General features: G+C 59.8%; 8 protein-coding genes. 4 read left to right on the top strand and 4 right to left on the bottom strand.

Features of this window, described 5'->3' with window-relative positions; all coding sequences use genetic code 11:
- Positions 1-114: 114 nt before the first annotated feature.
- Together xdhC and guaD are read left to right on the top strand one after the other, a co-directional pair.
- Positions 115-957: a xanthine dehydrogenase accessory protein XdhC gene (gene xdhC, locus AC1RPZ_RS17850; RefSeq protein ID WP_493138287.1), complete on the top strand. Its 843-nt coding sequence runs from the start codon at positions 115-117 to the stop codon at positions 955-957.
- 23 nt (positions 958-980) lie between these two features.
- Complete coding sequence (guaD, locus tag AC1RPZ_RS17845) at positions 981-2,285, top strand: guanine deaminase (RefSeq protein ID WP_493138286.1); 1,305 nt, start codon at positions 981-983, stop codon at positions 2,283-2,285.
- A gap of 163 nt (positions 2,286-2,448) precedes the next feature.
- On the opposite strand, the gene AC1RPZ_RS17840 is transcribed toward guaD, so the two are convergent.
- Entirely contained in the window at positions 2,449-3,213 is a 765-nt protein-coding gene (locus AC1RPZ_RS17840) for a GntR family transcriptional regulator (RefSeq protein WP_493138285.1), read from the bottom strand.
- Positions 3,214-3,454: 241 nt separating this feature from the next.
- Between AC1RPZ_RS17840 and AC1RPZ_RS17835 the strand changes: the two genes are divergently transcribed.
- A complete protein-coding gene (locus AC1RPZ_RS17835; RefSeq protein WP_493138284.1) occupies positions 3,455-4,645 on the top strand; it encodes a benzoate/H(+) symporter BenE family transporter in 1,191 nt (396 codons plus the stop codon).
- A 44-nt stretch (positions 4,646-4,689) separates the two neighbouring features.
- Here the strand turns inward: AC1RPZ_RS17835 and AC1RPZ_RS17830 are convergent, their stop codons facing one another.
- On the bottom strand, positions 4,690-5,034 hold the full coding sequence (locus AC1RPZ_RS17830; RefSeq protein WP_262115650.1) for a YggL family protein: 345 nt from the start codon (positions 5,032-5,034) through the stop codon (positions 4,690-4,692).
- A 234-nt stretch (positions 5,035-5,268) separates the two neighbouring features.
- On the opposite strand from AC1RPZ_RS17830, the gene dacB reads away from it, so the two are divergent.
- Positions 5,269-6,729, top strand: a complete 1,461-nt coding sequence (dacB, locus tag AC1RPZ_RS17825) for a D-alanyl-D-alanine carboxypeptidase/D-alanyl-D-alanine endopeptidase (RefSeq protein WP_493138283.1) — start codon at positions 5,269-5,271, stop codon at positions 6,727-6,729.
- Positions 6,730-6,869: 140 nt separating this feature from the next.
- On the opposite strand, the gene AC1RPZ_RS17820 is transcribed toward dacB, so the two are convergent.
- Both AC1RPZ_RS17820 and rlmKL read right to left on the bottom strand, forming a co-directional pair.
- Positions 6,870-9,269 (bottom strand): sensor domain-containing diguanylate cyclase, encoded by a 2,400-nt coding sequence (locus tag AC1RPZ_RS17820; RefSeq protein WP_493138282.1) that lies wholly within the window; start codon positions 9,267-9,269, stop codon positions 6,870-6,872.
- A gap of 138 nt (positions 9,270-9,407) precedes the next feature.
- Positions 9,408-11,678 carry a bifunctional 23S rRNA (guanine(2069)-N(7))-methyltransferase RlmK/23S rRNA (guanine(2445)-N(2))-methyltransferase RlmL gene (rlmKL, locus tag AC1RPZ_RS17815; RefSeq protein ID WP_493138281.1) on the bottom strand — a complete coding sequence of 757 codons (2,271 nt, stop codon included), beginning with the start codon at positions 11,676-11,678 and terminating at the stop codon, positions 9,408-9,410.
- Positions 11,679-12,054 lie beyond the last annotated feature (376 nt).

Below are 12,054 nucleotides of genomic sequence, written 5' to 3'. Positions count from 1 at the left end.
AAGCTCGCTCCCACAATGGATATGTACAGGTCCATCAGTCAGCACATAACCCTGTGGGAGCGAGCTTGCTCGCGATGAAGCCCGAACAGACAACAATGTTGTAGGGGTGAAAACATGTACAACTGGATCGACGCCCTCGCCGACCTGCAAACCCAGGGTGAACCCTGCGTGTTGGTGACCATCATCGAAGAGCTCGGCTCGACACCGCGCAATGCCGGCTCAAAGATGGTCATCAGCGCAACGCAGACGTTCGACACCATTGGTGGCGGGCATCTGGAATACAAGGCAATGCAAGTCGCCCGGGAGATGCTTGCCAGCGGCAAACAGGACACCCACCTGGAACGTTTCACCCTCGGCGCCAGCCTCGGCCAGTGTTGCGGTGGCGTGACCGTGTTGCTGTTCGAACCCATGGGCCAGGTACAGGCACAGATCGCCGTGTTCGGCGCCGGCCACGTCGGCCGGGCGCTGGTGCCGTTGCTGGCCAGCCTGCCCTGCCGCGTGCGCTGGATTGATTCGCGGGAAGCGGAGTTCCCCGAACAGATCCCCCATGGCGTGCGTAAAATCGTCGCCGAAGAACCAGTGGACGAAATCGACGACCTGCCCGCCGGCAGTTACTGCATCGTCATGACCCACAATCACCAACTCGACCTGGAACTCACCGCGGCGATCCTCAAGCGCAACGACTTCGCCTACTTCGGCCTGATCGGCTCGAAGACCAAACGGGTGAAGTTCGAACACCGCCTGCGCGAGCGCGGTTTCGACAACGCCGTGCTGCAACGCATGCGCTGCCCGATGGGCCTGGGCGAGGTCAAAGGTAAATTGCCGGTGGAAATCGCCATTTCCATCGCCGGTGAAATCATCGCCACCTATAACGCGAATTTCGGCCAGCACACCGCGAAAGCCGAACCGATTGCCAAACTGCTGCCCGCCTCACGCCGCAGCCACGCTTCGAACTAAAAAGCCACGAACCGAGAACGACAATGCCTTTGACTCGCAAAGCCTACCGCGCCGCCATTCTGCACAGCATCGCCGACCCTGCCGTGGTTGGCATCGAAGCCTCCTACGAGTATTTCGAAGATGGCTTGCTGGTGACCGAAAACGGCCAGATCAGCGCCATCGGTCCGGCCCGCGAACTGCTCGCCAGCCTGCCCGCCGGCATTGAGATCACCCATTATCAGGATGCCTTGATCACCCCAGGCTTCATCGACACCCACATTCACCTGCCGCAAACCGGCATGGTCGGCGCGTACGGCGAACAACTGCTGGACTGGCTCAATACCTACACTTTTCCGTGCGAAAGCCAGTTCGCCGATAAGGCCCACGCTGAAGAAGTCGCCGGCATTTTCATCAAGGAATTGCTGCGCAACGGTACCACCACCGCACTGGTGTTTGGCAGCGTGCACCCGCAATCGGTGGACTCGTTCTTCGAAGCCGCACGGACGCTTGATCTGCGGATGATCGCCGGCAAGGTGATGATGGATCGCAACGCCCCGGACTACCTGACCGACACCGCTGAATCCAGCTACGTCGAAAGCAAGGCACTGATCGAACGCTGGCACGGCAAGGGTCGCCTGCACTATGCGGTGACGCCGCGCTTCGCACCGACCAGCACCCCGGAACAGTTGACCCTCGCCGGCCAGTTGCTCAGCGAATACCCCGACCTGTACATGCAGACTCACATCAGTGAAAACCTGCAGGAAGTCGAATGGGTCAAGGAACTGTTCCCGGAGCGCAAGGGTTACCTGGACGTCTACGACCACTACAAATTGCTCGGCGAGCGCTCGGTATTCGCGCACGGCGTGCACCTGTGCGACGACGAGTGCGCACGTCTGGCTGAAACCGGCTCGGCCATCGCCTTCTGCCCGACCTCGAACTTCTTCCTCGGCAGCGGCCTGTTCAACCTGCCGATGGCCGAGAAGCACAACCTGAACGTGGGCCTGGGCACTGACGTCGGCGGCGGCACCAGCTTCTCGCTGCTGCAGACTCTGAACGAAGCCTACAAAGTCATGCAGTTGCAAGGTGCACGCCTGAGCCCGTTCAAATCGCTGTACCTGGCGACCCTCGGCGGCGCCCGCGCACTGCGCCTGGAAGACAAGATCGGCACCCTGCAACCGGGCACCGACGCCGACTTCCTGGTGCTGGACTACAACGCCACACCGCTGCTCAGCTATCGCCTGAAACAGGCCAACACCATCGCCGAGACGTTGTTTGTGCTGATGACATTGGGTGATGACCGGACTGTTCTGCAGACTTATGCGGCGGGGAATCTCGTTCATCAGCGCTAAGCCCTTCAGAAACGAAAAATCCCCCGCAATCGTTGGTTGCGGGGGATTTTTTTATCGCCTGTCAGACCGCTATCGCGAGCAAGCTCGCTCCCACAGGAGATCTATGCACGACACAGATCTAATGTGGGAGCGAGCTTGCTCGCGATGGGCGCGCCGCGGTCTATCAAAACTTGGCGGTTGGCCGCCCTGGCTTCTTGGTCTGCAACAGGTGCGAGAACACGGCGTGCAAATCGTCTGAGGCGCTTTCTTCGTCGAGGTTGAGCTTGCTGTCGATGTGATCCATGTGATGCATCATCAGGTTCACCGCCAGTTCGGCGTCACGGGCCTCGATGGCATCGATCAACTGAGTGTGTTCATCGTAGGAGCAGTGCGAGCGGTTACCGCTTTCGTATTGGGCGATGATCAAGGAAGTCTGCGACACCAGGCTGCGCTGGAAGCTGATCAGCGGCGCGTTCTTCGCCGCCTCGGCCAGCTTCAGGTGGAACTCGCCAGACAGACGGATGCCGGCACCACGGTCGCCACGGGAGAAGCTGTCGCGCTCGTCGTTGACCATCTGCCGCAGTTCGGCAATTTGTTCGGCGGTCGCGTGTACGACTGCCAGCTCGGTGATCGCCTTCTCAACCAGACGCCGCGCCATGAATACCTGACGGGCCTCTTCAACACTCGGGCTGGCAACCACGGCGCCACGGTTGGGACGCAACAGCACCACACCTTCGTGGGCCAGACGCGACAACGCACGGCGAATGATGGTGCGACTGACCCCGAAAATCTCTCCCAGCGCCTCTTCGCTCAATTTCGTACCGGGCGCCAGGCGCTGTTCGAGGATGGCCTCGAAGATATGCGCATAAACGATATCGTCCTGGGTTCCGCTGCGGCCGGCTTTACCTGCTCGCGGTTGTTTCTTGAGGGGCTGCAACTGTTCGTTCATGGGCACTCGAGTCGGGAGAACTGCGGCGAATTGACTGTGACTGTAATACGGCACAGTAGGTCGCTGGCAAGTATTGCGTAAAAAACACAGCACATTGTACACAACCGGTGGTGGCAACACGACTGTACGGCCATATACGCCCCCGGCTGTATTGCAACGACCGGTCACGTTTAAGTTTAGGCTTGAATACCCTGGCACTCCGGGGTGCATCATCTTTATCAAGAGCAAGGAACACCGCGCCATGACCGACGCCACTCACGCGCAACTTCGCCCATTGGCCGATACTTCACCTTCGGCCATCGTCGCCGGATTCATCGCCATGATGACCGGCTACACCAGCTCGCTGGTGCTGATGTTCCAGGCCGGCCAGGCGGCGGGCCTGACCAGCGGGCAAATTTCGTCGTGGATCTGGGCGATCTCGATTGGCATGGCCGTGTGCTCGATCGGTTTGTCCTTGCGCTATCGCACACCAATCACCATTGCCTGGTCGACACCCGGTGCGGCACTGTTGATCACCAGCCTGTCGGGCGTGACCTACGGCGAGGCGATTGGCGCCTACATCACCTGCGCCCTGCTCGTCACCCTTTGCGGTATGACTGGCAGCTTCGAACGTCTGGTCAAACGTATTCCTGCATCCCTGGCAGCTGCGTTACTGGCGGGGATTCTGTTCAAGATCGGCAGCGAAATTTTCGTCGCCGCCCAGCATCGCACCAGCCTGGTACTGGGGATGTTTTTCACCTATTTGCTGGTCAAGCGCCTGTCGCCGCGTTATGCGGTGCTGGCGGCGCTGCTGATCGGCACTGCATTGTCCAGCTTCATGGGCCTGCTGGATTTCAGCGGTTTTCATCTTGAAGTGGCAACCCCGGTCTGGACCACCCCGCACTTTTCCCTCGCAGCGACCATCAGTATCGGCATTCCACTGTTCGTGGTGGCCATGACCTCGCAGAACATGCCCGGCATCGCCGTGTTACGCGCCGACGGCTACAACGTGCCGGCCTCGCCGCTGATCACCACCACCGGCATCGCCTCACTGTTGCTGGCGCCATTTGGCTCCCACGGGATCAACCTGGCAGCCATCAGCGCCGCGATCTGCACCGGGCCGCATGCCCATGAAGACCGCAACAAGCGTTACACCGCGGCCGTCTGGTGCGGGATTTTCTACGGGATTGCCGGGGTCTTTGGCGCGACCCTCGCGGCGCTGTTCGCCGCCTTGCCGAAAGAGCTGGTGCTGTCGATTGCCGCGCTGGCGCTGTTCGGCTCGATCATCAACGGCCTGAGCATCGCCATGAGTGTAGTGAAGGAGCGCGAAGCGGCGTTGATCACCTTTATGGTCACTGCGTCGGGGCTGACGCTGTTTTCCATCGGTTCGGCATTTTGGGGGATTGTGGCGGGGGTGGTGACACTGATGATTCTGAATGGGCGCAAGGCCTGAGAGATAAAAAAACGGCGACCCTTGGGTCGCCGTTTTTTAGAACATCAGGCTACCGGATTGATCGGCTTTTCCGGGTACCAAACGTCCAGCAACGGGCTGACTTCTACGCTGGTCAGCTCGGTGCGAGCTTTCAGCCAGGCTTCAACGGCGGCGCGTTGTTCTGCGCTGACCGAGCCACGTTTTTGCAGGCAAACCAGACCGAAGTCGTCGCCGCCAACGTAGCCAAGGCCGTTAGCTTCCATGGCTTCTTTCAAGAACGCGTCGAGGAAAGCGTCAACGGCTGCATCAGCCAAATCTTCTTTGAAATCCAGGTTCAGTTCGAAACCCAGCTCTTGAAATTCATCGACGCACAATTTTTTGCGCAGACGCTGGGAACGGTTAGTCGCCATTGGAACAATCCTCAAAAGTAATAACGGGCGGCACTTTAGCAGTTTAAGCCGCTGTTTGCCCGACTCTCTGGGAGCTTGTGCCTACCGCCGGTAAAAAAAATAGCGGATTCGGCCCCCTGTGTACGGCACAAGGCGCCATACCTTGGGGCATAATGCCGACACTTTCGTGACCACTGAGGGATTTTATCTTCATGCCCTCATCTTTTTCCCCTCGGCTGTAGGGTTTTACTTCAGATGATCAAATCTTTGCGTCCATTGCTTCTTGCCAGCCTGCTTGTGCCTCTGGCCTTCCCTGTTTCCGCTGCCCCGACCAACACAGCCCTGTCACCCAATGTTGAAAAGGCTCTCAGAGCCAGCAAGTTGAAGGACAGCGCCCTGTCGCTGGTGATGATTCCACTCAATGGCCCCGGCACAGCGACCGTTTTCAACGCTGACGTTTCGGTCAATCCAGCCTCGACCATGAAACTGGTGACCACCTACGCCGCGCTGGAAATGCTTGGCCCGAACCATCAGTGGAAAACCGAGTTCTACACCGACGGCACCCTCAGTGGCGGCATCCTGCACGGCAACCTGTACCTCAAGGGTGGCGGTGATCCGAAGCTGAACATGGAAAAACTCTGGCTGCTGATGCGTGACCTGCGGGCCAATGGCGTGCAGCAAGTCACCGGTGACCTGGTGCTGGACCGCAGCTTCTTCGTCCAACCGCAATTGCCTGAATTCAATGACGACGGCAACAATGAAAACAAGCCGTTCCTGGTCAAGCCCGACGCGCTGATGGTCAACCTCAAGGCCTTGCGCTTCGTGGCTCGCAACGACTCGGGCAAGGTGCTGGTGTCGGTTGAGCCGCCGATCGCCAGCATTCGCATCGACAACCAGGTCAAGGCCATCAACGGCAAGCAGTGTGCCGGTGGCGTGCGCTACAACCCCGTGACCCAGGCCGACGGCAGCGTGTCCGTGACGGTTGCGGGCCAGTTGGCCGACGGTTGCAGCTCGCAGACTTACCTTTCGCTGCTCGACCACGCGACCTACACCGCTGGCGCCGTACGCGCGATCTGGCAAGAACTGGGTGGCAGCATCCAGGGCAAGGATCGTCTGGCCGCCGTGCCGAAAGACGCCAAGGTACTGGCCCGGGCGTTCTCGCCGGACCTGGCGGAAATCATCCGTGACATCAACAAATACAGTAACAACACCATGGCTCAGCAGCTGTTCCTCAGCCTGGGTGCGAAATACCGCACCGACGCCGATGCTGACGATGCAAAAGCTGCACAACGCGTGGTCCGTCAGTGGCTGGCGAAGAAAGGCATCACCGCGCCGCACCTGGTGATGGAGAACGGCTCCGGCCTGTCGCGTGCCGAACGGGTCAGCGCCCGTGAAATGGCGAGCATGCTGCAAGCCGCCTGGAGAAGCCCGTATTCGGCCGAGTTCGTCAGTTCGCTGCCGATCAGCGGCATGGACGGCACCATGCGCAAACGCCTCAAGACCACCGCAATGAGGGGTGAAGCACACGTCAAGACCGGCACCCTGAACACTGTGCGTGCGATCGCCGGTTTCAGCCGCGACAGCAACGGCAACACCTGGGCAGTGGTCGCAATCCTCAACGATCCCGCGCCTTTTGGCGCGCATACGGTGCTTGATCAGGTGCTGCTGGATTTGTACCGCCAGCCGAAACTGGCGACAGCCGAGTCGGCGCTTTAAGCCGATCTATCAAACGCCACAGATCCAGTGTGGGAAGAGCCGGGCGACGTTCGTCTGCTCGCGATGCGGTGTATCGGAATGACCGTGTCATCGTTCATCGCGAGCAAGCTCGCTCCCACAAAAGCTGGTGTGCAACCGGCTTACGCCAACTCCATCTCAACCCGATCCCGTCCCGACTGTTTCGCCGCGTAAACCCCCGAATCAGCGCGCAACAACAAGGCATCAGCACCTTCTCCGGAACGCCAACTGGCGATGCCAAAGCTGGCAGTCACCGTGCCCAATCCGTCGATCGGCGAATTACGCAAGCTCTGCCATAGCTCGACGGCCAACGTATGAGCATGCTGCCCGTCGGTGTCCGGACACAGCACCATGAACTCCTCGCCCCCCAGGCGACAGAACACATCGGTGCGCCGCAAGCGGTGGCGGATGCGCTGACAGATCGCCTGCAACACCCGATCGCCCGCCGCGTGGCCGTACGCATCATTGATGCGTTTGAAGTGATCGATATCCAGCATGATCACTGCCAATTCCCCGGTACCGCGCTCGACCCGAGCCATTTCCGTGGTCAACCGCTCCTGGAAATAGCGCCGATTGTGAATGCCGGTCAGTGAGTCGGTCACCGACAACGCGCGCAGTTCTTCCTCGACTCGCTTGAGGTCGGAAATATCCGAAATGTAGCCATGCCACAGCACTCCACCACCGGGCAGTTCTTCCGGCGTTGCCTCACCGCGTACCCAACGCAGACCACGGACGGGCAACTGTACACGGTACTCTTCGCGCCACGGGCTGAGCTTTAGCGAAGAGATGCGGATCGAGGCACGCACCCGGACCACATCCTGCGGATAAATCCGCTCGAAAATGGCCTCGGCGTTCTGTTGCAGCACGTCTGGATCGAGCTCGTAAATATCGCGGATACCGTCGCTGGCGTAGATCACACTGAAGCGCCCGTCTGCCGTCATCTTGAACTGATAAATGCCGCCCGGCACATGCGCGCTGAGTTTCTTGAGCAACAAATCGCGCGCCGCCAATGCTTCGTGCACGCGCTTGCGCTCGGTGATGTCGATACAGATCGCCAGATGCCCGACCCAAAGCCCCAGTTCATCAAGCACGGCCGTGGCGAGCATGTTCACCGTCAGATGGCTGCCATCCTGACGCACCAAGGTCCATTCACGCGCTTCACGCCCACCCTCTTCGCCACCTTCCACCAGCATCGCCTGACAGCTCGGCACCGGCTTGCCGTAACGCTGACTGAGCTGGGCGGCGCGCGCTTCCAGCTCAATGGGCAGGTGCAGCCCCTCGAGGGTCATGTGCCCCAGCACATCGGCGCTGCGATAACCGAGCATGTGTTCGGCACCGGCATTGAAGGTCGTGATCACGCCGCGCAGGTCGGTAGCAATCACTGCCACTTGGGTCGCCGCGTCCAGCACCCCGCGTAACTGTCCATGAGCACGGTGCAATTCCTGCTCACGCAGGCGCAACTCGCGGGTACGCTGCTCAACCAGCGCCAGTGCCCGTTGCCTCTGACTGACCAGAATGTAGAGCAAGGCGCTGAGCAGCACGCTCAACAGAACCCCCATCACGATCAGACTGGCAACCGTCGAACGATTGGCACGCTCAAATACCGCGCTAGTGCGAATGTCGAGATCATAGACGTGATCGCCCAGTCGCAACATCGAGCCGTAATGCAACGGCTGATTCGCCACCGGGTTGGTGGATTCGTAGAGCGTTTCTGACTGGCCGTCCTGCGCCCGACCGCGAATCTGCACCACGAGGTTGTCCTGACCTGGCATTGGAAAACCATCGACCACCAACTGCCGCATGCTGATCACCGCCAGCACAAAACCAAGGGGGGTGGCGTCGTGAGCGGACGCTGCGGCATTGCGCGAAACCGGTTCGACCAGCAGCACACCACGGGCATATCCAGGGTCGACGCCAATCAGTTGCACGGGCTCGGACACCGCCATCCCATTCAGGCTGCGAGCCCTTTGCAGGGTTGCGCGACGCGCCGGCTCCGAGAGCAAATCAAAACCCAGCGGCGAGCTTTTTGAGCGTTGCGCCTGGCTGTACAACACCGGCGCATACTCATCACGTTCGGCGGCAGGTTGCAACGCTGCTGAAGGTGTCAGATCGCGGATGGAAAACCCTGTTTTACCTTGCTCTCGCACTCGTTGCTCGAACGCGGCACGTTCACTGCGGGCAACCAACGGCACCCAGGTGTAAGCCTGGGTTCTTTGCAACAGTGCTTTGGTAAAACCGTCGAACTCTTCACGGGACACCGATTCGGAGTTGACGAAGAATCGCCGCAGGCTATCGAGGCGCTGTTCCTGATCGTCGAAACGTTCGGTGATCCGGCTCTTGCGCTCGTTGACCAGCAATTGAAAACTCTGCGCCATCTGCTGACGGTGCACATTGAGACTGGCCCAGGCGAGCAGCCCCGTCAGCACGCCGCCGGTCAGTAGAACCAGCAGCGCAACCAACCAGGCCGAAACATCTTCACTGATGAAGCCCAGAATCTTGGGTCGTACGGCGTGCAACGGCATAAGCAAAACTCAGAACGCCGGCGTGCTTTGGCGTCACCTTGGCTTTGAGTGAAGTTATAGCCATTAGCCATCAGATTAGCCAGCGCAAAAAGACCACAGAGCCCAGAAAAATCAAGGCCCTGTGGATCCAATCGGCCGTTAGCGCGCCATGATTTTCCAGGCGCGATGGATCTTGCCGTTACGGGCAAAGTCCGGGTCGATGGTTTGTGCGGTGATCTCCTCGACGGCATAGCGCGCCGTGAGGTTTTCTTCAAGCTGGAACTTGCGGAAGTTGTTGGAGAAATACAACACGCCACCCGGCGCCAGACGGGCCATGGCCAGGTCCAGCAACTGCACGTGGTCACGCTGCACGTCGAAGATGCCTTCCATGCGCTTGGAGTTGGAGAAGGTCGGTGGATCGATAAAGATCATGTCGAACTCGTCACGGTTGGCTTCCAGCCAAGCCATCACGTCGCCCTGCTCCAGGCGGTTCTTGTCAGAGAAACCGTTCAGCGACAGGTTGCGGCGTGCCCAATCCAGGTAGGTTTTCGACAGGTCGACGCTGGTGGTGCTGCGCGCGCCGCCCTTGGCCGCATGGACGCTGGCCGTCGCGGTGTAGCAATACAGGTTGAGGAAGCGCTTGCCGGCCGCCTCTTTCTGAATCCGCAGACGCATTGGACGGTGATCCAGGAACAGCCCGGTGTCGAGGTAGTCGGTCAGGTTGACCAGCAACTTCACGCCGCCTTCGTTCACCTCGGTGAACTTGCCCTGTGCGCTCTGGCGCTCGTACTGCTTGGTGCCGCTCTGACGCTCGCGACGTTTGACGACCACGCGGTTCTTGTCGATGTTCAAGGCCTGCGGAATGGCCGCCAGCGCATCGAACATACGCGCCGAGGCTTTTTCCGGATCGATCGACTTCGGTGCCGCGTATTCCTGGACATGGACCCAGTCGTGATACAGGTCGATGGCCATGGAGTATTCCGGCATGTCGGCATCGTAAACGCGGTAGCAGTCGACACCTTCGCGCTTGACCCATTTGCCCAAGGCCTTGAGGTTCTTTTGCAGGCGGTTGGCAAACATCTGCCCGCCTTCGCTCAGGCGTGCCTGTTCAACGACGGGAGCCGGCGCCGGTGCCGGCTTGATCGGGTTACCGTTCTTGTTGTACTGACGCTCTTGCGGCTCGGCCGGCGACTGATCGTAGGCCGCCTGTTCACGCTCGGCCTGACGCTGTTCCGGGGTACGACGCTCACCGGTGACGAACTGATCCGGCAGCACTTTGATCAGCAGCAATTTGCACGGCAAGGCGCCGTTCCAGAACGAATACTGTTTGTGGCTGCGAATCCCCATGCGCTTGCCCAGATCCGGCGCGCCGGTGAACACCGCCGCTTCCCAGTTCAGGCAGGTCTGACGCAGACGCTCGCCGAGGTTCTGGTAGAGGTAGAGCAAACTCGCCTCATCGCCCAGACGCTCGCCGTACGGAGGGTTGCAGATCACCAGGCCTTTCTGGTTCTGGTCTGGACGCGGCTCGAAGGTCGCGACTTCGCCCTGGTAGATCTTGATCCACTCACTCAGACCGGCGCGTTCGACGTTGTTGCGGCCCGGTTGAATCAGGCGCGGGTCGGCTTCGTAACCGCGAATCCACAGCGGTGGTTTGGCCAGACCGGCAGCGGCGCGGGCAGTGGCTTCTTCGTGTAGTTTTTTCCACAGCGCCGGCACGTGACCGAGCCAGGCGGTGAAACCCCACTGCTCGCGACGCAGGTTCGGCGCCATGTCGGCGGCGATCATCGCGGCTTCGACGAGGAACGTACCGACACCGCACATCGGGTCAGCCAGGGCGCCGCCTTCAGCGGCAATGCGCGGCCAGCCGGAACGAATCAGAATCGCCGCCGCGAGGTTTTCCTTCAGCGGCGCTGCACCTTGCTGCAAACGGTAACCGCGCTGGTGCAGGCTGTGGCCAGACAGGTCGAGGGACAGGATCGCTTCGCCACGGTCCAGACGCAGGTGAATGCGCAGGTCCGGGTTGAGTTTGTCGATAGACGGACGCTCGCCCGACGGGGTGCGCAGTTTGTCGACGATGGCGTCCTTCACTTTCAGGGCGCCGAAGTGGGTGTTGTCGATGCCCGAGCCGTGACCGCTGAACTCAACGGCCAGGGTGCCGTCATTGAGCATGTGGTCTTGCCACTCGATATCCAGCACGCCGTGGTACAGGTCTTCGGCATCCTTCATCGGGAAACGCTTGAGCACCAGCAGCACCCGGTTAGCCAGACGCGACCACAGGCACAGGCGATAAGCCGTTTCCATGTCGGCCATGCCGCGCACGGCAGAAGTGTGCTCGCGCGCGTCCTCAAGGCCAAGCCCGACGGCTTCCTCGATAAGCAGACCTTCGAGGCCTTTTGGGCAAGTGAGGAAGAGTTCGTAACGATCCGACATGGGAGTTCCAGGGCCTTTAGCAATAAGTGAACGGGCAACGCATTGACCGCTCGGTTTTCAATCAAGCGCTTTTCTTGAAGAGCGCTCGCGAGGCACGAAAGTGTGCCGTCCCACCCTGACCGCACAGCCAACCAACCGGTTGAATGAGCTTAGATGCCCGGGCAGATAAAAAATTCTTTGCAACAAAATGTCATAACTCGACCCTTCGTCGAATAATACCCGAGCGCAACGGGTGGACATTCTCACCAAAGCATTAGCCTCGTCATCTTGTGAAAGGCTGATCATAGCGGGCTTTGACCAATGAACATGGGAATTACATCGTGTTACTTATGGCCTTAGCATCTTTATCGTTACGTCCTTATGACAAAACGATCAT

The organism is Pseudomonas sp. GW822-FHT02D10 (assembly GCF_058802345.1).
Note: the sequence above shows the minus strand (reverse complement) of the source record. Positions and strands in the feature narration are given on the sequence as shown.